Raw genomic sequence first — 25423 nt, 5'->3', positions numbered from 1 at the left:
AACAGTTTTCAACTGCGGGGTTTACCCCCATAGACCGCCACGTTCTTCCGGCTTTCCCCATCTTAAAACAGCAAAATAAAAAGACCAACCAGAAATTCTGGTTAGTCTTATAATACGAATAGACCGCCCTCCGGAAAAGGTTAGCGGTCTATTTCACTAATCCAACCCTACAGCCACCGCCCTTATAAGCGGCTGTTGTAAAAGAGTGAGGATGTTGACAGCATCCTTACTCTTTTTCAGTATATACTTACTAGCTTTAGTTTATCACAGGAAAATCCATATTGCCAATATGGAATATTTTTTAAATGTGGGCTCTCACCCCGAGCTATTTCTTTAATTGAAGCAGCTTAATCAGTTTGTCATGAATGGCGGTATTCGGGTAATTCCCGGTAAATTGGGAGGAGCCCGGTCCCATTGCAGTCAGTGCCACATCTACTGCGGTGTGCCCTTTTGTCGTCCAATCAATATAGAACGATTCGTCTGTGCCATGAATGGTGAAAGGACCGTCTTCATTTGTTGTACCGTCATCCGCTTTTTCTTTCGCATCCTTGCCTTCAATCGCCAAACCGCCTGTTTCATGGTCTGCCGTCACCAGAACTAATGTATCTGGATGCGCTTTGGCATAGTCCTTAGCTACTTTAACGGCCTTATCCAGCTGTTGCCCGGCCTTAATCGTCAATTCGCCTTCATTGTCATGCGCCATCTCGTCTGTTCCTTCCTCTTCTACCATCAGGAAAAAACCTTTTTTGTTTTTGGAAAGAACGTCAATCGCTTTTGTTGTCATATCCGGCAAAGAAACCGTTGGATTGTATGAGTTGCCGAGCTTGTTGTGAGCTTGAAACATCTCTTCATTGGCGAACAATCCGAGCAGTTTAGAGCCTTTGGCTGCTTTCATTTCTGCCTGATCCGTCACATAGCTATAGCCCAATTTCTTGGCCTGCTCCACCAGATTTCCTTGAGTTCCCTTACTGGCTTCCTCAGGATCTTCTGCCGGTGCATCTGGATGTTTCCCCGCTGTTCCTGCAGGATACCAGAAATCCTCACCACCGCCCAGAATAACATCCAGCTTGCTCTTTTCCAGATATTGCTTGGCAATCTCACTTTGAGCGGAACGCTTCTCAACATGCGCACCAAAGGCAGCCCCGGTTGCGTCTGTCACTTGACTTGTCGTCACGACACCTGTGGACATGCCTGCTTTTTTGGCCAGCTCCATGATCGTTGTGACTGGTTTTTTATTCATATCCATCCCGATCGCGCCATTATATGTTTTGACACCTGTTGCAATTGCAGTAGCTGCGGCTGCTGAATCCGTAACCAGGTTGTCCCCCGAACTCGTGCTAACCAGACCCGTTACCGGCATGTTATCCATTTCAAGCAATCCCGACTTTCCAACCGTGGCCAAACGAATCGCGTTGCGACTTGCTTCTCCCATACCATCGCCGATAAAAAGAATGACATTTTTAGGAGCAGCGACTTTAGCTGATGCAGTGCTCTGTCCTTTGGATGCCTGTGCAGTTGTAGACTTGGCATTAGATGAGGCTGCAAAAGCGTTAGGGATATCTGCGGATAACAATGGCACACTCAAAATGGTAATTGCACCTAAAGCAAGGATACTCTTTTTCATTGAACGCTTTTTCACAGGCTCACACTCCAATAGGATTATTATTCATACATGATGAAATAATCATATATTTGTTTTGTGAAATTTTATGAAGCAATAGATTACGCGAATGTAAAAATTGTTTTTCATAAAGCACAAAAAAGGCATCGACTCTTGTAATCAAGGTCGGTGCCTTCTGTAGTTTAAAAGGTAATTGCAGTTAAATCGCGGCAATTTCCTTGCCGATCGGCATGGTATAGTACAGCGGCTTTTGCTGCTCGTTTTGCTGATAGACTACCAGCAGCAACGTTCGTCCTTCAGCAGTCAATGGGCTACCCCCACTCAGGATATGGTCCAGACTGAACGGCAAAATATCCAGCACAGCGTGCTTTTGCAGTTCCTTTTCACCCAGCTTCAAGGAAGCGAAGGCCGGGATCATCTCGCGATATGGCTGCGACTGCTGACTGCCCGTAGCGGAATGAACATCCGCAGCTGTAGAAGAAGAAGCCTGTGCAGCATTCGTTCCACCTGTATGTTGCTTGCCTGCCTCTGCCACAACGTCCGCAGCCACAGGAGACAGCAGTGCATCCGGGTGCTGAAGAACCATTTTCATATAGGTGGACCAGTCGTCCTTCTCCAGAGTATGATCCCACCAGATCTTACGCGGCTTGTATTTATGGTTCAGGAAATAATCGAGCTTCATCAGCCCAAGCACGATATCCATTCGCTTCGTTCCGCGCGATTCCAGAAAGGACTGGAGACGCGTGAACAAGTCTTCGAGCTGGTGGCCGATTTTTTGCCAGCCTTGCCCCTCCCAATAATCTCCGAACTCTTGAAAGAAATCAAAGGCAGATGCAAATTCACGCTCGATCAAATAGTTCACCGTATGATCCATACGATGGGAATTCCAGTATTTCTCCAATACATCTTCCAGGCGCTTGAGCCGGACGATATCGGCAAAGGAAAGGACATCATTGCTTAGCATCTCATAAGGTGCCACATCCATGTATGTGTAATTGTACTTGGCGGCGTCAATACGCAGCCCCGTACCACGCAGCATTTTGAGGAAGCCGAGTTGGAGCTCTTCCGGGCCAAGCGCAAAAACGTCATTAAACGTTTTGCGGAATGTGTTGTAGTCCTCCAAAGGCAGCCCGGCGATCAGATCCAAGTGCTGGTCGACTTTGCCGCTTTGCTTGACCTTCGTAACGGTGCGGGAAAGCTTGGCAAAGTTCTGACGGCGCTTAACCAGCTCATTGGTCGGGTCGTTCGTCGATTGGACACCGATTTCAAAGCGAAAGATGCCTGGCGGCGCATTTTCCGCCAAATAATCCAGCACCTCGGGACGCATAATATCTGCCGTAATCTCAAACTGGAAGACACAGCCGCGATGGTTTTCAATCAGAAACTTGAACATTTCCAGCGCATAGTCCCGTTTAATATTAAATGTACGGTCCACAAACTTGATCAATTTGGCCCCGTTGTCAATCAGATACAGAATATCCGACTTCGTGCGCTCAATATCGTAATAACGCACCCCAACCTCAATGCTCGACAGACAAAATTGGCAGCTGAACGGACAGCCCCGGCTTGTTTCAAAATAAACAACCCGTTTTCCGAGTTCCGGTATATCCTCCGCAAAACGGTATGGCGACGGCAGCTCGTTCAAATCCGCCTTCGGGCGGCCCGGCATCAGGATGACTTCTTCTCCCTTGCGGTAAGCCAGTCCGTATACAAAATGGAACTTGCGATCTCCCTCCAGCTCCTGGAGCAGTTGATGGAACGTTTCTTCCCCCTCACCTACAACGATGAAATCCACATTCGTCAAACGCTTCATCCAGTGCTCCGTATCGTAGGATACCTCCGGGCCACCGAGAACGATTTTGACCTCGGGCATAATCTTTTTCAACACGTCAATCACTTTAATCGTCTCTTCAATGTTCCAAATATAACAGGAGAAGCCGATGACATCTGCTCCCCGCTGAAACAAGTCGGATACGATGTTCATCACCGGGTCCTTGATCGTGTACTCCGCCAGCTCGATATCAAAGTCCTTTTCACTGTAGGCTTTGAGACAGCGGATGGCCAGCGAGGTATGAATATATTTTGCGTTTAACGTTGATAAAATAACTTTCATAGGTCACAACCTTCTATTCAAAATCTTCATACACATCATCTGGATAAATCTCATCCTCGTTCACCGTGCCTCCGATATTCCCCTGATTTTGAAAAAAATCAAGAAACAGCTTGCCGTACTTGCGGAACTTCACTTCACCGACACCCTTGATCCGCAGCATATCTGCCTCGGATTGCGGGCTCGCCACACTCATCTCACGCAGAGTGGCATCATTAAAAATGATATAAGACGGCACATGCTCCTGAGCGGCCAGATCACGGCGGATCAGGCGCAATTGCTCAAACACAGTCTCGTTGACCGCCGCTGGATATGCATCGCGTCCCTGCCGTCCACGCGAGCCTGCCCCACCTGCAAAAGCCGTCGCATGTCGCACCACACGCTGCATAACCTCGCGCTGACCTTTCAGCACTTCAGCCGCAAGCTGCTGCAAACGAACGACCGGATATTGGCCCTCAGACAGCATGAGATAACCTTCCGATACGAGCACATTGATAATTTCAGCAATTTCTTTTTCCGTCCGGTTGCCCATCACCCCATAGGTTGGAAGGCTGTCAAAACCATACTGCAGCACCTTCTTGTTGCGCGAGCCTTTCAACACCGAGGCTACCATCGAAACCCCGAAACGCTCCCGCATGCGATGAATGCAGGAAAAAATCTTTTGCGCATCTATGGTCATATCGACCAATTCCCGCTCATCCGTGCATGAGCTGCATATGCCGCAAGCTCCATGCTCCTCCGCCTCGCCAAAATACTCAAGCTGCGCCGTACGCAGGCAGCGAGTTGTGTAGCAATAGTCAACCATCTGCTGGAGCTTGCGGTAGTCGTTGCGCTTGCGATCTTCATCCTGTGGATTTTGCTCAATCAGGAACTTCTGAGTGACAATATCTTGCGGTCCGAACAACAAAATGCATTGACTCGGATCGCCATCACGTCCTGCGCGTCCAGCCTCTTGGACGTAAGCTTCCATATTTTTAGGCATGTTATAGTGAATGACGTAGCGCACGTTCGATTTATCGATCCCCATGCCGAAAGCGTTGGTCGCAACAATGACACGGATATCGTCGTACAGGAAGCCTTCCTGGCTATCTGCACGTTCCTGATCTGTCATCCCGGCATGATAACGTCCTGCTGCCATGCCCGCATCACACAGCCGTTGGTACAAATCGTCCACGTCTTTACGAGTCGCCGCATAAATAATGCCTGATTCACCCTCGTGCTCACGGGTATAATTCAGCAAAAAGCTGCGCTTGTCTTCCCCGCGCAGCACGCTGAACGCCAAATTTGGTCGTCCAAGGCCTGTAACGAACGTCTCCGGTGAGCGCAGACGAAGCAGCCGCACGATGTCGTCCATGACCTGCGGTGTTGCTGTTGCTGTAAACGCAGCTACAATCGGGCGTTCATACAGCCCTTCCACGAACGGAGCCACGGCCAGGTAGCTGGTGCGGAAATCATGGCCCCACTGGGACACACAGTGAGCCTCATCCACCGCAACGCAGGAAATCGGCAGCTGGGTCATCTCATCGCGGAACCAATCCAGCTCCAGCCGCTCCGGTGCGACATACAGCAGCTTCAAGTCACCATTCCGTGCAGCGCGGATGCGGTCATTCACTTCTCTCCCACTCAGCGTGCTGTTAATATACGCAGCCGCTATTCCCATCGTCGTCAGCGCATCCACCTGATCCTTCATTAGCGAGATAAGCGGTGACACAACAATCGTTAAACCCTCATGCAACAAGGCAGGGATTTGGTAGCATATGGATTTCCCGCCGCCTGTCGGCATAATTCCTAACGTATCATTGCCTTCCAGCATACTGGCGACAATTTTCTTTTGTCCCTCCCGGAAGTCGGGATAGCCATAAAACTTTTGCAGTAAATCCTGCGCCCGTTCCAACATCGGTGCTTGTACACTCATAGATTTAAACCCCTCATAATTTCCAGCGCCTCGGGCGCATATCAGCTTTTCTTTCGTTACCTTTAGTTTACCGGGGTTCAGAGTAATGTTCAACCGCTGGAAGACTGTCAGGCAAGTTTACTCCCCCATGGCATTCGCTGTTTTCTCATGATATAGTGGACACGGTGCCGCAGTTGTACACGATCATGAGATACGGTACCAAGAAGGAGAAAGAATCCATGAACAATCGGAAACCCCAACGAAAAAATCGTACAAAATCAACGTTTAACTCAGGTGGCTCCAAGCGCAACCACACTTCTGCCGGAAAACCCGGCTCACATAGACCGGAAGCACGAGGCAAAGCGAGTGCTTTTGATAAAGCACCTGCAAAAACATACATCGTACAAGAGCCTGCCGAATTGCTGAGCTTTTTGGTAGAGCATGTCACCGGCATGGGACGTAATTCCATTAAATCAGCGCTTGCCCGGGGACAAGTGTCTGTAGACGGCGCAGCACGCACAGTGCACAACTTCCCGCTGGAGCAAGGCCAGACCGTCACACTCTCCAAGGAAAAAATTGCTCCCGAGGTGCCGCTGGCCGGCCTGCGTATTTTACATGAGGATGAAGCCATCATTGTCATTCATAAAGATGCCGGGCTTCTGTCCGTCGCCTCTTCGCAGGAAAAGGAAGTGACAGCCTACCGCCAGCTTACGGCCCATGTGCGGCGAGAACATCCATACAATCGTATTTTTGTGCTGCATCGCTTGGATCGTGATACATCAGGAGTCATGATGTTTGCCAAAAGCGAAGCCGTACAGCAGCAAATGCAGCAAGCGTGGAAGGAAGTGGTGTATGAACGAACATACATCGCTCTCGTAGAAGGACAGATTAAAAAAACGGAGGGCACGATCTCCTCATGGCTGAAGGAAAGCAAAACGCTGAAAATGTACTCCAGTCCATATCCGAATGACGGGCAACACGCGGTCACTCACTACAAGCTGCTTCAGGCCAATCGGCATTTTTCCTTGCTGGAAGTACGTTTGGAAACCGGACGCAAGAACCAGATTCGCGTACATATGGAGGATATCGGTCATCCGATTGTTGGAGATAAAAAATACGGCTCCAAATCCAAGTCGATCGGCCGCCTCGGTCTGCATGCGCGAGTATTGTCATTTATTCATCCCGTCACTGGGATCTTGCTGCGTTTTGAATCCGACACGCCCAAGACCTTTTTGAATCTGTTTCGGGAGTAAAATTGTACAGGGCATACAGGGATTGGATGGAAATATGAATGGAGAACCAGGGGCTATGGGCAGCTCCTGGTTTTGAGGATTAAGTGGTATGCTTCCGAACACCGTCAGCCATTTTCATCAGCTCATCCCATATGTAAACGGGAGTATTGCATACTGGACAATTTAGCCAACCGTTTAAATAGGGCAGATGGCTTGGAAGCTTGTTTTCTTCGATTTTCAGAGCATACTCGTGTAGCCATTGTACATCGGAACCTCTGTGATCCAATAAACCGGGGTGAATCGGATGGGGAATCAGGCTGTTTGAATGCACAGGATCTTTATCGTAAACGATCAGGGTATCACTCTGTTCAGCAGGCCAAATATAGAGCGGAATACCGCAATGTGGACAATCCAGCATATATTCGTCACCTGTATCGAAACTTTGAAGCATATAAGCTATACTGCGATAGCCTTGAAAGGCAGCAGCAGCAGCCAAAACATACCGTTTGCCTATATTTCCCTCGTGTTCTTTCGCATAAAGCACCATTTCTTCGGTCATCTGTGCAAGTCGGACAATGGCATGTCGATATTGCTCATAAATATATTCAGCCACACTAGAATCCACTTCTATCTGATCCCTTGCAAATTCCAGTGGAACTTTGGTATGTAAGGGATTGTAATTTTTCGCTTCGAATATTCCGCAAATGTTATATATATCCGCACGGATACCTACATCAGAACTGTTTAACGCGATGTCTACAAGGTAGGGTACGGCTGCAAATGTACAAGTATACAACGTGTTTTGGTGATACAGTTCCTCCCAATACAAGGTGTCAGCTATCTCGCCGTCATATCCGGCTTGGAGCTGGTTCAACATTTCCGGAACGTATTGAGAAGAACCATAAGGGCCTTGGAGCAAATTCCAGACCGGATCGGACAAAGCCAGCATCTTGATACTCCTTCCACCGTTTTTCTTACAGTAACATAGGCTAGGGTTGTACAGTTCTTTTTACTATCAAAATTCATTTTAACTTCATAATTCTTAGCTTCTTACGTTTATTACATTATACGCATATGATTAGCTGAAGTTGCTTTTCTTGTTTTATGCAATATACAAAGTCACTATTCAGGGGTCTATAAACATATTCGGTTAAGTTTTTAGTATTTTGAAGATGACATATGCTTTTGAACGTCAAAAAATGTGTACAGTCAACATTATAAATCCTGTTACTTAAAAATCACTGAGGAAGAAATAAAGTATATACATAGCTACAGAACTGAACTGATTTGATGAATCGGTATATGAAAAGAAACGTTGGGAATATTATGGTTGAATACTGCAACCATAAGGGGAAATAGCCTATGACCATCACACCGGAACAGCGGATTACCCTGCACGGATTTAACAATCTGACCAAATCGTTAAGCTTCAATATGTATGATATCTGTTACACCAAAACCAAAGAAGAACGCGAAGCCTATATTGAATATATTGATGAACAATACAATTCGGACCGGCTGACAGCGATCCTAAAAAATGTATCCGACATTATCGGCGCCCATGTGCTCAACGTAGCCCAGCAAGACTATGTTCCTCAAGGAGCAAGCGTAACAGTGCTTATATCGGAAGGACCTATTGTGGAGGTACCCACTGAATCCTACGCCGAATCACCCGGTCCCCTGCCTGACTCTGTCGTAATGCAGTTGGATAAAAGCCATATCACTGTCCACACCTACCCGGAGTATCATCCAGACGAGGGGATTAGTACGTTCCGAGCAGATATTGATGTCTCTACCTGTGGAGAAATTTCCCCGCTTAAGGCACTCCATTATTTGATCCATTCTTTTGACACGGATATTATGACGATTGATTATCGGGTACGCGGCTTTACGCGTGATACGCATGGACACAAGCTGTTCATTGACCATGACATTGCCTCCATTCAAAACTATATTCCTGACGAGGTGCGCAATCAGTATGACATGATAGACGTGAACGTGTATCAGGAAAATATTTTCCATACCAAATGCAAGCTAAAACAGTTCGATTTGGACAATTATCTATTCGGCTATACAAAGGAAAGTCTGAGCGTGAACGAGCAGCAGAGTATATCCACACGCCTTAAAGCTGAAATGGACGAAATTTACTACGGTAAAAACATGACGTGACCAAATAAGCGCCCGCGAATCGAATAATGCACAGTGCTGAGTCATTTTTTGAAGAAAAGGACGATCGCTTGGGCTGGAATGTAGCCGGGCTTTTGTCCTTTTTTTGATGCGAAATCATCAATATCATCCAGCTTTATCTGTACAAGTGGGAGAATGTTCAATATGATAGGGGAAGAAACCACTAATTTGAAATATCAACAGCCAGCTTTAAGCGCGCTATCGATTGTAAGCGCAATCAATTGATTTTGTTATGTAACATAAAGGAGGAATTTGCATGCAAGGCGGTATTGGCGGTAAAAACATCATTTTACGACTGGAAATTTCCACCGAGCACATCCAATTTGGTCAATTGATTACGCTGGTAAACGAACATGGCGGAGATGTAATTGCGATTGACGTCATTCGTACCTCTGAAAAAGTCACTGTGAGGGATATTACGGTTACCATTGCCGATCCAGCAGAAATCGACCGAATGATTACACGGATCAAAAAAGCGCAAGGCGTAAAAGTACTATCCATCTCTGATCGTACCTTTCTGCTGCATCTTGGAGGTAAAATTGAAATGCAACCCAAGGTGCCGATTCAGAATCGCGACGATTTGTCCCGGGTATATACCCCGGATGTGGCACGTGTATGCATGGCCATTCATGAGGAGCCGGACAAAGCCTTTCGGTTGACGATCAAGCGCAACACAGTTGCTGTCGTCTCTGACGGAAGCGCCGTTCTCGGGCTGGGAAACATCGGCCCCTATGCAGCCATGCCGGTCATGGAAGGCAAAGCCATGCTATTCAAGCAGCTCGGTTCCGTTGATGCCTTTCCGATTTGCCTGGATACGCAGGACACCGAGGAAATCATCAAGGCCATTAAGCAAATGGCCCCGGCTTTTGGCGGCATTAATCTGGAGGATATTTCGTCACCACGTTGCTTTGAGATTGAGCAGCGGCTGCGTAATGAGCTGGACATCCCTGTTTTTCATGATGATCAGCACGGCACAGCTGTCGTTCTATACGCAGGCCTGATCAATGCGCTCAAGGTCGTCGGCAAATCACTGTCCGATGTTAAAATTGTCGTGTGCGGTATCGGGGCGGCGGGTGTGGCCTGCACCAAGATTTTGCTATCGGCGGGAGCCGTCAACATCATTGGGGTAGACCGTCACGGAGCAATTACAGCTGATGAGACTTATGAGAATACGGTGTGGAACTGGTATGCGCAGCATACCAACCCCGAACGATTGTCTGGCACGCTGTCTGAGGTTCTGAAGGATGCTGACGTGTTTATCGGTCTATCGGCAGGTGGAGTGCTGCGACGAGAAGACGTGAAGCGTATGAATAAGGCTCCTGTGCTCTTCACCATGGCTAACCCGGTTCCCGAGATTGCGCCAGAGGAAGTCGAGGATATTGCAGGTGTCATCGCCACAGGACGTTCGGACTATCCGAATCAGATTAACAATGTGCTTTGTTTCCCCGGTATTTTCCGGGCAGCACTCGACTGCCGTGCCCGTGAAATTAACGAGGAGATGAAGCTGGCGGCAGCAGAAGCCATTGCAAGCACCATCCGTCCCGAGGAGTTAAACAAGCTGTATATTATTCCCGGTGTATTTAACGAGACTGCGGTTCAGCGGGTACGGGAAATGGTCATTAAAGCCGCCATTGCGAGCGGTGTTGCCAGAAGAGTGCCCCGAGATTTCAGATAAAAGAAAAGGATTGCTCCCCTTATTACGGGTGCAATCCTTTTTTATAAAAAATTCAGGCGCTAAATGGGTTATCGCAACAGCTGTTATGATCTCCATTTAGAGAACAATTGGCTGGCCCGCTGGGCAAACTCCTCCAGATTAAAGCTGGAGTTATCCAGCCTGTAATACCACTTTTTGATCGTATCCAAAATCCAGGACGGGACTTTAACCCCCGATATACCTGAATAAAACGTGTTATACGCCCATACCAGATGCTCCCATCGTTTGTCATCGCCTTCCTTGACGTATTCGGATACATCCAATACCTTGGCACGTCCATCTTGCATCAGCACATTCTTGAGGTGAATATCACGCGGGTTTAATCCCTTGGATCGGACAAATTCCCTCGCCTCTTCCACATCCAGAATGACCTGTTCGGGCACCGGAATCCCTTGCAGCAGACAATCCAGCAGCGTAATGCCGGATTCATAGCTGATAACAATGTATTTATCGCCCTTCCCGTAATAACGAGGAAAAAAATCGGACCCCTGCAAAAGCTCATATACATGGGCCTCCGCATCTTTTTTCTCGATCGCCATGTCTGAGTACACCTTGAACGCGTAGCCGGGTAATGAATCAAGTGTAAATACGGCCGCATCTGTCCCGATGCCAATACAGCGGACGTCCTGAGTGACTGTTTTAATGGTAACCGGGTCATTATCCTCCGTACTGTAAACGGTCACTTGACGTATGATATCGTCTGCTTGTCTCCATTGTTCAACCATGTGCGACCCCTTCCTTCTCTGTTCTATACCACTTCAAATGAAGTTAGACATATGCCGGATAAGTTGTATTACGGGTCATCTTCAGAAACGGATTCACAATGATGCAGGATTGGTTTTGGAACATGGCAGCAGTAATTTCTTCAACTCCGCATAGCTGGACGCTGTTTCATAGGCTCCCAGCACGTCAGATTCCGGGGAAGCGTTCCTGTGATTGAACCAGATCGTCCGCCAATTCGCGGCTGTAGCTCCCGCCACGTCATTCCGCCAGGAATCCCCAATATAGCAGCAATGCTCTGCCAAAGTTCCTGTCCGCTCGTTCACCACTTCAAAAATGCGTGGATCGGGCTTGGCATAGCCAACAGTTCCAGAGACAAAGATATGCTCTGGTGCAACATGATTTTCCAGCGCCATCGCTTTGATTTTGCTCATCTGGTGCTCTTCAAGACCGTTCGTAATCAAGCCGACCAAATATCCAGCCGAGCTCAATGCATCCATTAAGGAAGTTGCTCCTTCAAAAGGCTCTATCCGATACTGACGATCCAGGTATACTTTTTGAACATGTACTGCTTGCTCACGAGTGATATTTACCCCGAATTCCTGTAAAGCCAAGACGAAACGCCCCTCCCTCATATCGTCCAATTCATCCGGTCCTGCCTTCCCCTCCAATAGTCCTCCTTGGGCCGACAATAGATCACTATAATAGCGAATACGATGATAGGCTTCCTCATAAGGAAAACGCTCACTTAATCCTAATACTGCACGCAGCGCGTCGCGTGTAGGGTGCAAATGATCATACATGGTATCATCTACATCAAAAAAGACTGCCTTCTTTTGCAAATCCATATGCCCACTTCTTTCTGTAAAATCTTTGGATGACGCTCATCTTCACCTTGTCCTGATATTATACCCGCCCACCTGTTGCGTTGCACCCTGCCCTTTCACACCCCGTCTATCGCATTCACGCTTCACAGCTGCCAACATACACTGAAAAGACCACACACAGGTAAAAGGTCACATTTTTGTTAAAGTTCCATTATACAGGTTTACATTCCGTGTAAAATCACGTACCTTTTAGGGATGAACGCTTTACGGATGTACTTGGAAAAGGGAGGCATACATGATGAATTCCGGTTCTAACTTAGCCTATGGATCAGCTACACCTTTGATTGAGGCACTTATCGAATTTGAACAGGAGCTTGAAGCGAACCGGCATTCTCTGGGTTATGATTTGGGACTGATTATGGAGCAGGGCCCGGCACCCCGATATATGGCTACACCGCCAGATGTCATTCCTTTTGCCCATGCAGGTGTAGACGGAATACATTATGGCTTTTTAACCGATTTTGGACTTGAAAAGGATCTTTTACAGGCTCCCATTGTGTGCGTATCCCCCGTTGATTGGACAGGTGTATGGGTGGTTGCCCGTCATTTGCAGGATTTTTTAAACGTGGTTTACACAGAAAATAGTTCATTAAAACGGTACTACGCCAATGGTGAGGACTATTCTGGATATATGAGTCAGCGAGTGCCTCAAGCTACAGATGAACGTACCCTGTTTGTACGCGAGTGCTTTCGAGAACGCTTCGGTATTCAGCCCATTCAGGATATGGCTGTCTACATCGACCGTTTGCGAACGGAACGGAAGCAAAATGAGGCGGCTCCTACGTTGAACGGCTTGGGCATTCGGAGATTTTCTACTGCAAAGCATCACTCTTTTAATGCAGAAGATGCCCTTTTGAGCGTGGCAGAGCCCTTCCATTGGGAGCAGCAAGGTGAAGCTGTGCGTGAGTTGTTTCGCAACGGATCATGCGAAGCCAGGCTGGCTTTTATTCGGAATGCCCAGACACGGCATCTGTTCACCCACTCCGCCCTTCGTGCTTTTGTAGCAGGACAGCTTAAATCTATGGGCCTGTCTGATGCCGCAGCATATTTGGAAGAGTCCTATTATACAGTTATTCCGGATACGGTGGAATCTTAAACGAATTCTTGAATTTCCCCAGCATCACCGCCTCTGAAAAGGCGGCTTTTTGTGCTACAATAAATGAAAATAATAGGGTCAAACGACCCGGTACGCATGAAAGAGAGCGAGCATGAATAATCATTCCTATCCTACTCCTGAGATCGTCGAGGTTTGTCTGTTGGCCGGCAAACTCATGATGCAAAATGGAGCTGAAACCTATCGCGTCGAAGACACAATGTCCCGCATTGCCTTGGCCTACGGTATACCCGAGTCCCATAGCTATGTAACACCGACCGGGATTTTTTTTGCCATTAACAACTCGGAGCCTGCCAAGCTCATCCGCATCGTAGAGCGGACCACCGATTTGCACAAGGTGACCGAGGTGAATTCCATTTCACGTAAAATCAGCACAGGTAACTTGTCTCCCCGCGATGCCGTAAAGGAGCTTTCGGAGATTGAAGGTGGTCCTCTCCGCTATTCCAATCGTGTACAGCTGGTAGCCGCGGCTCTGGCTAGCGGTTGTTTTATGATTATGTTTGGTGGAGTCTGGCGAGACTTCCCCGCAGCCGTGCTGTGCGGTGGTATTGGCTTCGCATCCGTGCAATATTTTCACAGACTCGTTAGGGTTAAATTTTTCTCAGAGTTTTCCGCATCTTTTTTGATCGGCTTGCTGGCGGCTTTGCTCACGATAGCAGGCTGGGGACAGATGATGGACAAAATCATTATTGGCTCTGTCATGCCACTGGTGCCAGGCTTGTTAATTACCAATGCCATCCGTGATTTAATGGCCGGACATCTCGTTTCGGGACTTTCCAAGGGTGCTGATGCATGCCTGACGTCTTTTGGCATCGGGGCTGGCGTTGCAGTTATCATTACGTATATGTGATTCGGAGGAGATCCAGGCTTATGCTTGCACAATTATTCACAAGCTTTATTGCCACCGCTGCTTTCGGCATTCTTTTCCACGCTCCCCGGCGCTCGCTGCTGCAATGCGGTTTTGTCGGTATGCTGGGCTGGCTCGTCTATTATTGGACCACGGGTAGTATGGGACCTGTGAGCGCAAGCCTGCTGGCAACGGTCCTTATCGGCATTGTCAGTCAAGGCTTTGCGAGACTGTACAAAATGCCCGTGATTATTTTCAGCGTGGCAGGCATGATTCCACTCGTTCCAGGGGGCATGGCCTATAATGCCATGCGTCAGTTTGTACAGCATAATTATCCCCAGGCACTGGAGCTGGCCATAAGCACACTGATGATCGCAGGGGCCATTGCTGTCGGATTGGTGTTATCTGAAGTAATCAATCAAATTTTTCGCAGCATACGTTTTAGACCTCACATTAAAAAGCAATGAAAACAGGCTGCTTCCAAAATCACGCACCTTTCAGTGTATGAGCCTTGGAGACAGCCTTCTACGTTAACTATCTTTGCACGTTCGTTTGTTGTTCCGTTTATCCCTCAACATCATCCACTCGTCTACCCAATATGGCCAAATCCCGCTCAACGTTATCCAGTATGGCAACACGCGGATAATAACCCCATTGTTCAAATCCAAACTTCCGCAGCAACGCAATACTCGGCTCATTGTGACCAAATACAAATCCCAACAGCGTTGTAACACCAAGTTTAGGACATTCATGCAGCATATGCTGGACCAGACGACTTCCTGTTCCGGTTCCACGGGAAGCTTCGTGAACATAGATGCTGATTTCTGCCGTACCGTTATAAGCTGGACGCCCGTAAAAGGATTGAAGACTGGCCCATCCGGCAATGCCCCCTTTTTGCCTCAAAACCCACAACGGACGATGGTTTTCCTGATGAGCTTCAAACCACGGAATACGGCTTTCCACCGTCACCGGCTCCAGATCTGCCGTAACCATTCGACCCGCAATCGTAGAATTATAAATGTCCACAATATCGGGAAGGTCCTCCCTGCGCGCAAATTCAATGGAAAAAGATTGTGCCTGATTCATCGTTCATATCCGCCTCCTGTAGTAGTGATTTATTCATTGTACAAGACAAGCGCCGGAACAGCCATATCGAGTTGTTTTTGCGGATTAGACACAAAGGGCTCTATAATAGAATTTAAGACATACAACAACATAGTCAACCCATTTAACAACATGAGACAAGGGGGTATGCTTCAGAGTTCAAAGGATTCTGGGGCAGCTTAATATGAATATTGGAACTCAAATCTTGATTCTGGAAGTACCTATGGAATCCTTTTTTGGAAAAACAACCATTTATCCTGTGCTGCTCAAGGATGAGGACGGACTTACGCTGATTGACACAGGGATGCTCGGCCAATTGGAACCATTGCGCAAAGCCATTGTTGATGCGGGGGAAGATATCAACCGCCTGAAGAGAATTATTTTAACACACCAGGACATTGACCATATCGGGAATGTTCACGCATTGCTGGACTTGCTGCCGAATACGGCTCTGCTGGCTCATAAAGATGACGTTCCTTACATGACAGGGGAAAGGCCGTTTGTGAAGCTGACGCCGGAACGGATAAATCTGATGGATACTGCGCTCAAGCAGCAAGCCGAGGATATGATTCGACGCCTGCCAGATTTGCGCTTTGCTCATATTCTTGAGGACGGCGAGCATCTGCCTTATGGTGGAGGAGTACAGATTATTCATACACCAGGCCACACACCAGGGCATATCAGCTTGTATGTACCCGCACAAAAGCTGCTTTTGGCAGCGGATGAGCTGCGTGTAGTCGAGGGTGAACTGGTTGGCCCCGCTGAATCGGCTACGCCGGATATGCCACTGGCCTTGAAGAGCCTAGATAAACTGACTGTATTGGATGCTGAGAAGGTACTCTGCTACCATGGTGGTTTTTATGATCAGAATGTACAGGCTCGCCTCCAAGCATTAAGTCAGGAACGGGGATAAGTGATTCAAAGCTACAAATCATTATGCATGAAGAGCTATAATGAATAATATAGAAAGGGATGAATCTGAATGAATGATAAAATAACCCGGCTGTATGATGAACTGAAGTCACAAGCCTGGGACGGCCTACTCGTGACTGATCCCAAGCACATTTACTACCTGACGGGCTTTGCCAGTGAGCCGCATGAGCGCTTTCTCGGCCTGGTACTGCTTCGCGATCAAGAGCCTGAATTGATCGTACCTGCCCTGGATGCAGAGGCCGCCCAAGCCGCTTCTTCCGTAACCCGCATATCGACCCACACCGACACGGACAATCCGTATGATCTGCTGCGCCAACGCACAGGTAGCGGAGTGAAAGCATTCGCACTGGAAAAGGAACACGTTTCCGTTCTCCGTTACGAACAACTACATACTGCGATTGGCGCTGCTCAATATGTGGATTTGGGTCCTGTGCTTCAAGAAATGCGTGTGCGAAAAACTCCCGAGGAAGTACAACGTCTCAAACATGCTGCCCGGTTGGTGGAAGATGCTCTTCGTCACGGCTTAACTCATGTACGTGAAGGCGTGACGGAAGTCGAGCTGGTGGCCGAAATCGAATACCAAATGAAAAAAATCGGAGCAGACGGTCCGTCCTTTGACACCACGGTGCTGTCTGGACCCAAAACAGCTCTCCCCCATGGTGTTCCAGGCACCCGCAAGCTGCAGTACGGCGATCTGCTCATGTTTGATATGGGTGTATATTCCGATGGATATGCTTCGGATATTACGCGTACTTTTGCTTTTGGAAAGCTGTCGGCTGAGCTGGAAACGATATATAATACGGTTCTCCGCTCGAACGAAGCCGGAATTGCCGCCATTCGCCCGGGAGTAACCTGCGCTTCTGTAGACCTGGCCGCACGCGCTGTTGTTGAAGCCGCCGGATACGGTCCTGCCTTTAACCACAGGGTTGGACACGGCCTTGGCATGAGTGTTCATGAATACCCATCTGTCCACGGAGGCAATAATGACCTGCTTCATGAAGGCTTTGTGTTCACGATAGAACCGGGCATCTACGTGCCAGGTCTCGGCGGTGTGCGGATTGAAGATGACGTCCTGGTTACCTCTGATGGTGTAGAAGTATTGACTTCTTTTCCAAAAGAGCTGACGGTGCTGGGATAAGTTTGATTTCTTTTTTCATATTAAAGCTCATGCTTAAAATGCATGGGCTTTTTCCCTTTTGATCCTAGTACTCAATAAAAATACGCTTTATTTTCCTTATTTTATCCTGAGAGCAGTTGTGATTTGTGTGTAACTTTGCTATAATTCAGATAGCTAGTTTTACTTTTTTGCGGATATAGTAAAGAACTCGCTTTGAATACTTTGAAATATCGTAGCCGGATATTTCAAGTGCATCTTGAATGTCTGTAACATTCAACACCTGTTTTTGCTCTTTACTTTTCTCTACAATTAAGTCAATTTCATTTCTGTATTTGGATTGAGTTTCGATTTGGGTATTCTCTGCATCCTGTTTTTGTTTGTCTATTTTCTTTCTGATGCGTGTTAATGTCCTGCTAATTGTCATGGGGTATACGTGGAGTATTTCCGATATCCGGGAGTTATTAGCTCCTTGCATTATTAAGCGCATTACCGTTTTTTCGTGTTCTGTAAACAGAGAACTACATAACAGTTGTTGGACATATACCCTATTAACCACATGCTCATCGATGTTACTTTGTGAGTTGTCTGTAGCTTCAAAGTTATCTATGGATTCAATATGTTCCATTGCATCACTGAATTGAGCAACTTCTCTGTAACGCTCTATAGGAACTTGAAGAAACTTCGCCATTTTTTGCTCACACGGCCTGTAGCCTAGGGTGTCTTCAATTTCTACCATCCTTCGGATCATATCAATAGCCCCCCGACTAAGTCTTACCTCTTGTGAGTTGCTATATAATAATTGATTAACCTCCCATAGAATAGGCCTTACTACATACGTAGTAAATTTAATTCCTCGATGAATATCAAAATCCTTGAGTGCCGTTAGTAATCCTATACATGCATGCTGATATAAGTCGTCTTCTGTAACCTTAAATTTCATTTTTAGCTCTTCTATACTTCCCTTATATCGCATAATAATTGAAAACATAAACTTCCGATTCTCTTGCAGAAATTCTCCAAGAAGGTCTTTGTTCTCTTTACAGGCACAGATCAGCTTTATATTATGCATATCCTTCACAGCAGGTTTTCTTAATTGTACATACGTATCACTGAGCAATTCGTTCACCCCGTTTTCTGGCGATATCAGTATAATGAATTCACTAGTCGGTCTACCTTTTTAGAATTTATTCATCTGAATAGTTAATGAGATACGTATGGCCGGAATCATCCAAGTATAAAAAATTCTTTGAACGCGCTTGATTAGTTTCCATAGAATCCAATACATACTCACGCTGGGTAAGAAGCTGCTGCTCCATATCCTGAGCCAGAGACATATATTCATTCATTTGTAGTTCAAGCAATTGATGACGGGCTGCAAGCTGTCTATTTTGGGAAATTAGGTGATGATTTTTCCTTTTAAGCTCCTTATTCTCTTTAACAACTCTCTGAATTTTGCTAAAAATTTGTATAAAATCTACTGAATCAGAATCTTCCCCATCTTGCTGATACATGTTGTTGTTCATATAGTTCATATCATTTCCTCCACAATTGATTTAGCTGCATTTAAAAATTCATATAGTGATACAATTAACTCTGTCTACTGTGTTTCTTCAACATCAGTGTAGTGGTAATTCGTAAAATCCTTGAGATGTATTTCCACCCGATTCAGGTTACAGCCAGGTTCATTTGCTAACTCTTGTTCCAGCTTTTCAAACTTCAGCAAGGTATTCTTGCTCACCGGCGGCTTATATGCATCTTCGCCTGCGTCGTATCTTGCCCACCACCTTCTCAGAGATTCCAGCGTTATGGTCTGATTAATATAATCCCCACAGTGCTTACACCAAAGAACAAGGGATTGATCACATTCCATCTCTTCAGGAACAAAAGAAGATTCCGCCCCACAGTGGGGGCATTTATTCATATAGCCGATCACGTTCTATAACCTCCCTAGACCACTTTTTTTAGACCCGGTCAGATAGAGAATAGATCATAGTTTTGGTCCGTTAGACCATTCAGATGAAGGACAACCTCCGGGTCTGTCAAAAAATAGTAGGATATTTCTATTCTTTTGCGTTCAGCACTCTCCGTGTAAAATTCAAAACGAAATTCTCGCCCTCCCTTTACAGGATGAGCTACTTGAAAATAGAGGCCTTCACTATAATCTTTACAATATACGTGGTTAACAATTAACTTTTCATCAACCACTAAGGACCAGTAATCGGCAGGGGTAATCGTATCTGCCTTTATTGAAATAGCGAAAAATTCCAGATCATTGGATATCTTAAAGGTGTCTGTTACCATCCTTTTACTTTCTAAAGCCCTTAAACCATCTATATCAACTCTTCGGCTTGCTATGCAGGGCTTTGTTTTGGTAGGATAGAAAGGTGGATCTAATCTTCCACCAACTATATAGCGACTCAGCATGTAAATTACCCTCCTCTTTAACAATTTTCATTAAATTTTCAGAATCATTCACTTGCAATGCCTCAGTCAGATATGTATACTTAGAATGTATAGTAAGGGGCAGTGCGTAGTGCCTTTCTATTCTCTTTTGGATTGGATTTTTTTTCTGATAGTCGTATATCAGATTATTTATTTTTCAAGCTCAGTTTTATAGAGTTCCCTTAGTTTTTTCATAGCTCGACAAGCATGCGATTTATGAATATCAAGATAATGGGCGATTTCTGTAGGCTTCATATCCATTCCCTCTTCAGTGAATAACATAAAATTTAGGACTCGTTGCTCCTGTTTTGTGAATCTGTCACGATTGCTTAAATAGTCTACTTTTACGTCTGTTAATTTAAACCCGTAATCATTCACTTGAACCGAGTAATAATTGGCCATTGAGTCTTCTTCATCTACGCCATCGCAAAAGTTAACGATTGTACTGTATTGTGTGATTTTACGTTTTTTTTTACGATAATAGTCAACTACAGAACGTTTAATGACTGTATGTGAAAAAGTAGATATATCCTTTTTTATGTTGCCTTTGTGGATTGCTGTCAGAATTTGAACGATAGAATCCTGTTTTACATCTTCTCGATCCTCCTCGTTAACACCACGCAGTATAAAGTTAAAAATATGATTTAAGGTATCTGGGTTAAATGAGCTAACATTTGTCGTTATCATTGCGGCTCTCCTATTTTAGTTTATTTTAATTAAATAGGTTCAATTCACTCTGTTCCCTCCCCAAGAATGTGTATCACGTCTCCTTTCTGAATTTCAACATTCGGCAATTAGTTTCCACTTTTTTCTTTATTATACCCTACTCTTTTTTAATACGTAATACATTTGTATCAGTTCCAATTACCTAATTAAATTTATAATTTTTAGGATTCTACTCTAATAGTCGTCATATCTATCAGAAGAGTTGCAATATATCTATTACTTTTTTTAAAAATGCGAACCTTTGTTCTCATTCTAATAGGTATATATAACCTTGTCAATTCCTAGAATTGGTTGATGTTATTTCAATTGGTTATATTGTTCTACTTTTTTTGTGTATACAACCTTTTGAAATAAGTCTTTTGAATCAATCCAAAGAAACGTTTCATGTTTCACAAGATCTGTTTCAACATTTTATTAGATACTAAGGAGATATCTGGATATAAACTTCTATTTCCAGCTACCTACCTAAAAATCTGTTCCCTATCCACCTTCAAGTCTGGCTACCAATGCCTCTACCTTTGCATTCAAGGATCTATTTTCTGCGAGCAAGCTTAAATTTTCAGCCTGAAGCACAGCCACCTCTTCTCTTAAGCGATGGATTTCCTCCCTATGACTCCTGAAATGGCTGTACCGATGACTCCAATAACTGCGGTTATTATATTTATGTCCAGCCACATCACCTACCTGTGTCTATTTTCTTCCCGTCAGGATCAATATAAGTAAAAATCAGTAAAAATTAACCCCTACTACGGATAGCAGGGGTTAATTTTACATGATATAGCAGTAACCGTATTCGGTAGCCACTTCTATACTGGATGTTACATCGTCATAAATCTGAACCTGTATAGCTCCAGATAGCAATGATTTTTGCCATACGGAAATATGACCTTTCATTATAGATCTCTTCCAAATGTCCATAGAGCTGTGAAGATCATTTTGTCGATACTGTCTGACCACCACTGATCCAGTGACAACGGATTTCTCCCACACATTCATACCACTTTGCAAGCTTTTCTGTGCTGTCCTTCTCACAGTAAGATAGCCTGTGATATGACTATGCTCCCGAATCCCTAAATCTGCTGGAAGTTCTGTTTGCTCTGAATGCCGAATGGTAACGTGACTATATTGATCATACGCTACATCCCGTCTAATCCCTACTTCAGAATTCAGATCATGGTGTTCCATAACACGAACCGATAGCTCGCTATCCCAATCCTGCTGATCGGAAAGACGTACCGAGATTCGAAACCATCTATCAGATTCACGACTTTTCCGTGCACTGATCTTGCCTTTAAGTTCAGATTTCTCCCAAGTTTTTACGTAAAGCTCACTTAAGATACTGTCCAAAAGACTACGTCTGATTCGTAGATGAGAAGACTGATCCGTACGGCTATCCACTTGAACCTTTATGTTAGAGCCTAGATTGCCAGATCTTACTCCTACTGCAATTTCCAAATCTGAAATGAGCTTAGCTCGCACTGTAATTCGTGACTGCATATCCATTCTTTTATGGTACGGAATGGATATAGAGGCCCACAAATTTCCTGAAAGTACAGTAAGACTTGAAGGCACATCTTTTTTCGGCCAAATCGCTATACTTGATCTCAAAGAGGTATGATGCGGTATAGTGACCGTTGAAGGCAGCCCGGAATGCGCTCTTGTTCTTACAGACAAATCAGATATGAGCTGATTGCTAAACACAATTTGAAGCCTGCCGTAAAAATCAGGATTGTGGATATTCATATCTGCCAGCATATCTTGTCTATCAAGTATATGCCCCTCCACCATCAGATCCGCCTCACGAGATCTACGGACTGAGATAGAGCTTTTCTTTACTGCTCCCTGAAAGATGGTTAAGCTCCCTAATATATTAGGGATACTCAGCTCCATACCAGAAGTGATATCCTGATGCGCTATCCTTCTTACATGGATCGACCCAAGCGTTTCCTTACGGTTGACAAGAATCTTTGCCGGAAGTTCGGGAAACGGAGCTGCCCAGCGGGCAACACTCAGCCTGGAAGCGATGTTCTCCCTGTAAAAGACATACATATTAGAAGGTATTATTTTCCTATTTACCCATATAGCGCTGTCTATTGAATGCTCACGTGCAACAGCAACAACAAGCTGAGCCTCTAAAGAATGATTATCCTTACGCCTTACGGACACTTTACCGTTTACGTTAGGTACCGTCACTGTAATATCGGCCAGGATCTCCCTTTGATTATGGACAAACAGGCTTCCCTTCCAAACTGTTGCTCCATAGGATTGTTTAATGCGTAACGAGCCTTTAAGCTGCGACCCCTTGCTTACACGAGTGGTAAGGCCACCCTCTATACTGTTCCTTCCCAAACTATAGATACGAGTATCATAGTAGTTAATCACTAATATAGGGCGATACGATTTTTGCTCCTTGGTAAAAAAACGAATACTTCCATTTTCAAACTCATCCAGAGCTTTAAAGATATATCCAAAATTCGGCCTTTTTCCTTCATACCATGGACGAATGGAATCCGTCACATCGAAAGAAATGTACCCTGAATCTCCACCTACATCCTGAACAATGTTTATACCGTTATAGGTTGAATCCGGGCTGTTAAAGCCAAATGGAAACGGTTGATTTTGCCATGTAACTCCATATTCTGACCATTCTTTGGATGCTTCAATGAGCTGTATCCCCTTCAAAGGTACATTGCGGCCATCGAAATACACTTTGAGCTCGGCAGATTTAATCGTCGTATTTTTCTCTGGAATTGAAGCAGTATCCAGATCAAAACCAACATAAGATCTGTATCTCTCCTGAGCCGAGGCAGAATATCCGACATACATTTGTTCCTCAACCCCATAGTTTAGTCTGGGCTGAGACTCACGAACAAAAGCGTCTTTATTAGCATAAATAATCGTCGTGTACGTAGGAGGCTCAATAACATCATATCTGCCTTTCATCCAGGTATAGGGTGTAACTCCTATGGATGAAGTCATGTCTGAAACTTCTCGAACCGTCATTGCAGATGGAAGATCATCATAACTACGGGATGTTATCCGATATCTACCGGTAGACTGGGTACAGGATGAAATAGATAAGAGTGAGGGTAGATTCTCCGTCTTCTTAATTTTCAGACTAGAATATACATCTGTAACATGACTTTTATGAATATGATAGTGACCTATTATTCGGGTATGGCTGCCGATCTGAATGCTACTGTGTAGTTTGGATATATTGGATACCGTTAGGAGGGAAGTTAAATCTCCAGCTCCAAGTGGTTCTATTCCATATTTCACGCCCAGATGAGTATGTGTTCGTACAGATAGAGATGAATGTATTTGATAAATAGACTTAATTTGCAGGTTGGAGCTGAGATTAGCAGACTCAATTCTCCGTACCTGATATCTTCCGTTGCCGTTTGCTTGAGTGTTGATTTTCAAGCTACTGACCAGATCATTCGGCTGTTTGACCTCTATTACAGCTTTGAAATCTTGCTCCTGAGCAGCAAGAACCTTATATTGGGCAGCTAATTTAGTATTCACTTGCACCGACATACAGGAAGGTAATCCCTGCTGCACAACATCCAGGCTGGATAGCAAATCATCCGGTATGAGCTGCTTCACATCGTACCTGGCTACTGCTATAGATGATGAGCTAACACTCAGCACAGCAGCAAGATTATTGGACACCTTAACTGCCATCCTACCTTGGACATCACTGTGATCCGCAGGCAGGATACCGTAGCGAGCCTTTACTGCCGTTTTCCCTGATGCATTCACCCCCAGGACGGCTGCAAGGTTATCTGCCACCTTTACTTCAATAGCACTCTGTACATCATCCTGATCCTTGGGATGGATCACATAGTGTGATGTTACGGAAACATGAGTATTGATATGCATATTGCTGACTACATCAATAGGCCTTCTAACTGCTATATATGAAGACATGTCAGCCGTGTCGGCAGGAATAATGGTCTGCTTCCCTTGAGCCTCCGTGCTAATTCCCACTTGCAAAGATGCTGTGAGATTCTGCCTTTCTGGTACGATCGCATGAATGCGCATGTCAGAATGATTTATCCCCAAAAGGTAACCAGCCATATAGTTTTCAACGATTTCATCCATAGTTAGCGCAACATTGTACATTCGTACAACGGGAATATATCCACGAAAACCTTGGCTATTCTCTGTATTCTGCTTGCCTATAAAAAGTCCATTGGGCCCTTCGCTATGTTCAGCGAATTCAGCTTGCACGTTTCCCTGAGGAGCGCCATTCAGAAAAGTAGCTAGATTGCCTGTAATTTCATCATATGCGCCAACAATATGATACCATTGATTTCTGGGTAATCTGCCTAAGTTGGCATATGCTTTTCTCGTGCTGGTCGCAATCTGAAGCTCCAACTCCCCTGTAGGACTAAACTTGACCAAGATGCCCTGGGTATCGTTCCCCTCAGTATTGTCCAGTTGTCCCCCGGAGGACAAAACAACGTTGCCCCCGATATAATATATCCACACTTCAAAGGTAATACTGGTGATCGGCTTAGAGGTATCCGCGCCTGTACATTGGATATATTGACTCGTCCCGTTAAAAAATAGTGCATAGGGCTGGGCGAGGGTGTTTTTTCCTACCCAGCCATCATTTTTTGTAAATTGGAAGCCGTTCAGTATGCCGTGATTTCCTTTACCACTCAAATCATACCATTGCGAAGTGGGTTTTGAGTTGGAGCCAACCTCCAAACCTTGATCTGCAAGGGAAGCGTGAAGGGAAAGGATTAATCCTCTCTTACTAAACATCA

Annotated in this window: 22 protein-coding genes; 8 read left to right on the top strand and 14 right to left on the bottom strand. The window is 45.4% G+C overall.

The genetic code is table 11. The annotated features are described in order from the left end of the window. Window positions 1–325 precede the first annotated feature (325 nt). The 3 genes from BAZ21_RS08605 to recQ all read right to left on the bottom strand — a co-directional run bounded on the left by BAZ21_RS08605 (window position 326) and on the right by recQ (window position 5646). Window positions 326–1639, bottom strand: coding sequence for an alkaline phosphatase (locus tag BAZ21_RS08605; RefSeq protein ID WP_068498985.1), 1314 nt, complete (start codon window positions 1637–1639; stop codon window positions 326–328). A gap of 181 nt (window positions 1640–1820) precedes the next feature. Continuing rightward, window positions 1821–3734 carry a B12-binding domain-containing radical SAM protein gene (locus BAZ21_RS08600; RefSeq protein WP_068498983.1) on the bottom strand — a complete coding sequence of 638 codons (1914 nt, stop codon included), beginning with the start codon at window positions 3732–3734 and terminating at the stop codon, window positions 1821–1823. 13 nt (window positions 3735–3747) lie between these two features. Then, window positions 3748–5646 (bottom strand): DNA helicase RecQ, encoded by a 1899-nt coding sequence (gene recQ / locus BAZ21_RS08595; protein WP_068498981.1) that lies wholly within the window; start codon window positions 5644–5646, stop codon window positions 3748–3750. A 218-nt stretch (window positions 5647–5864) separates the two neighbouring features. Between recQ and BAZ21_RS08590 the strand changes: the two genes are divergently transcribed. Continuing rightward, window positions 5865–6878, top strand: a complete 1014-nt coding sequence (locus tag BAZ21_RS08590; RefSeq protein WP_068498979.1) for an RluA family pseudouridine synthase — start codon at window positions 5865–5867, stop codon at window positions 6876–6878. Between the two features lie 79 nt (window positions 6879–6957). Here the strand turns inward: BAZ21_RS08590 and BAZ21_RS08585 are convergent, their stop codons facing one another. Beyond that, window positions 6958–7806, bottom strand: a complete 849-nt coding sequence (locus BAZ21_RS08585) for a hypothetical protein (RefSeq protein ID WP_068498977.1) — start codon at window positions 7804–7806, stop codon at window positions 6958–6960. A 413-nt stretch (window positions 7807–8219) separates the two neighbouring features. Between BAZ21_RS08585 and speD the strand changes: the two genes are divergently transcribed. Then, complete coding sequence (speD, locus tag BAZ21_RS08580; protein WP_068498976.1) at window positions 8220–9026, top strand: adenosylmethionine decarboxylase; 807 nt, start codon at window positions 8220–8222, stop codon at window positions 9024–9026. A gap of 274 nt (window positions 9027–9300) precedes the next feature. After that, on the top strand, window positions 9301–10719 hold the full coding sequence (locus BAZ21_RS08575) for an NAD-dependent malic enzyme (protein WP_068498973.1): 1419 nt from the start codon (window positions 9301–9303) through the stop codon (window positions 10717–10719). An 83-nt stretch (window positions 10720–10802) separates the two neighbouring features. Here BAZ21_RS08575 and BAZ21_RS08570 read toward each other — a convergent pair whose 3' ends face one another. Both BAZ21_RS08570 and BAZ21_RS08565 read right to left on the bottom strand, forming a co-directional pair. Beyond that, entirely contained in the window at window positions 10803–11483 is a 681-nt protein-coding gene (locus tag BAZ21_RS08570; protein ID WP_068498972.1) for a serine/threonine protein kinase, read from the bottom strand. Between the two features lie 93 nt (window positions 11484–11576). Continuing rightward, window positions 11577–12326 carry an HAD family hydrolase gene (locus tag BAZ21_RS08565; RefSeq protein WP_068498970.1) on the bottom strand — a complete coding sequence of 250 codons (750 nt, stop codon included), beginning with the start codon at window positions 12324–12326 and terminating at the stop codon, window positions 11577–11579. A 277-nt stretch (window positions 12327–12603) separates the two neighbouring features. Between BAZ21_RS08565 and BAZ21_RS08560 the strand changes: the two genes are divergently transcribed. From BAZ21_RS08560 to BAZ21_RS08550, 3 genes are all read left to right on the top strand, one after another. Beyond that, window positions 12604–13461, top strand: coding sequence for a hypothetical protein (locus BAZ21_RS08560; RefSeq protein WP_068498968.1), 858 nt, complete (start codon window positions 12604–12606; stop codon window positions 13459–13461). Between the two features lie 112 nt (window positions 13462–13573). Beyond that, entirely contained in the window at window positions 13574–14329 is a 756-nt protein-coding gene (locus tag BAZ21_RS08555; protein ID WP_068498966.1) for a threonine/serine exporter family protein, read from the top strand. Between the two features lie 20 nt (window positions 14330–14349). Continuing rightward, window positions 14350–14793, top strand: coding sequence for a threonine/serine exporter family protein (locus BAZ21_RS08550; protein WP_068498964.1), 444 nt, complete (start codon window positions 14350–14352; stop codon window positions 14791–14793). Window positions 14794–14890: 97 nt separating this feature from the next. Here the strand turns inward: BAZ21_RS08550 and BAZ21_RS08545 are convergent, their stop codons facing one another. Further along, window positions 14891–15412, bottom strand: coding sequence for a GNAT family N-acetyltransferase (locus BAZ21_RS08545; RefSeq protein ID WP_068498962.1), 522 nt, complete (start codon window positions 15410–15412; stop codon window positions 14891–14893). A 202-nt stretch (window positions 15413–15614) separates the two neighbouring features. Between BAZ21_RS08545 and BAZ21_RS08540 the strand changes: the two genes are divergently transcribed. Together BAZ21_RS08540 and BAZ21_RS08535 are read left to right on the top strand one after the other, a co-directional pair. After that, window positions 15615–16343 carry an MBL fold metallo-hydrolase gene (locus tag BAZ21_RS08540; RefSeq protein ID WP_068498960.1) on the top strand — a complete coding sequence of 243 codons (729 nt, stop codon included), beginning with the start codon at window positions 15615–15617 and terminating at the stop codon, window positions 16341–16343. Window positions 16344–16412: 69 nt separating this feature from the next. Next, a complete protein-coding gene (locus BAZ21_RS08535) occupies window positions 16413–17501 on the top strand; it encodes a M24 family metallopeptidase (protein ID WP_068498957.1) in 1089 nt (362 codons plus the stop codon). Window positions 17502–17646: 145 nt separating this feature from the next. Here the strand turns inward: BAZ21_RS08535 and BAZ21_RS08530 are convergent, their stop codons facing one another. The 7 genes from BAZ21_RS08530 to BAZ21_RS08500 all read right to left on the bottom strand — a co-directional run bounded on the left by BAZ21_RS08530 (window position 17647) and on the right by BAZ21_RS08500 (window position 25421). Next, complete coding sequence (locus BAZ21_RS08530; protein WP_256020146.1) at window positions 17647–18606, bottom strand: sigma-70 family RNA polymerase sigma factor; 960 nt, start codon at window positions 18604–18606, stop codon at window positions 17647–17649. A gap of 58 nt (window positions 18607–18664) precedes the next feature. Beyond that, the gene (locus tag BAZ21_RS08525) at window positions 18665–19012 is read right to left on the bottom strand and encodes a hypothetical protein (RefSeq protein WP_068498953.1); all 348 of its coding nucleotides are present in this window, start codon (window positions 19010–19012) and stop codon (window positions 18665–18667) included. Between the two features lie 65 nt (window positions 19013–19077). Further along, entirely contained in the window at window positions 19078–19413 is a 336-nt protein-coding gene (locus BAZ21_RS08520; RefSeq protein WP_068498951.1) for a hypothetical protein, read from the bottom strand. A gap of 38 nt (window positions 19414–19451) precedes the next feature. Then, a complete protein-coding gene (locus BAZ21_RS08515) occupies window positions 19452–19904 on the bottom strand; it encodes a hypothetical protein (protein WP_068498949.1) in 453 nt (150 codons plus the stop codon). A 168-nt stretch (window positions 19905–20072) separates the two neighbouring features. Continuing rightward, window positions 20073–20609, bottom strand: a complete 537-nt coding sequence (locus tag BAZ21_RS08510; RefSeq protein ID WP_068498947.1) for a sigma-70 family RNA polymerase sigma factor — start codon at window positions 20607–20609, stop codon at window positions 20073–20075. Window positions 20610–21128: 519 nt separating this feature from the next. Next, window positions 21129–21323 carry a hypothetical protein gene (locus tag BAZ21_RS08505; RefSeq protein ID WP_068498945.1) on the bottom strand — a complete coding sequence of 65 codons (195 nt, stop codon included), beginning with the start codon at window positions 21321–21323 and terminating at the stop codon, window positions 21129–21131. A gap of 93 nt (window positions 21324–21416) precedes the next feature. Then, complete coding sequence (locus BAZ21_RS08500) at window positions 21417–25421, bottom strand: DNRLRE domain-containing protein (protein ID WP_068499047.1); 4005 nt, start codon at window positions 25419–25421, stop codon at window positions 21417–21419. Window positions 25422–25423: the final 2 nt, after the last annotated feature.

Source organism: Paenibacillus kribbensis (assembly GCF_001705305.1).
Lineage (GTDB): Bacteria > Bacillota > Bacilli > Paenibacillales > Paenibacillaceae > Paenibacillus > Paenibacillus kribbensis_B.
The sequence above is the reverse complement of the archived record's forward strand: the minus strand, read 5'-3'. Positions and strand labels throughout refer to the sequence as shown.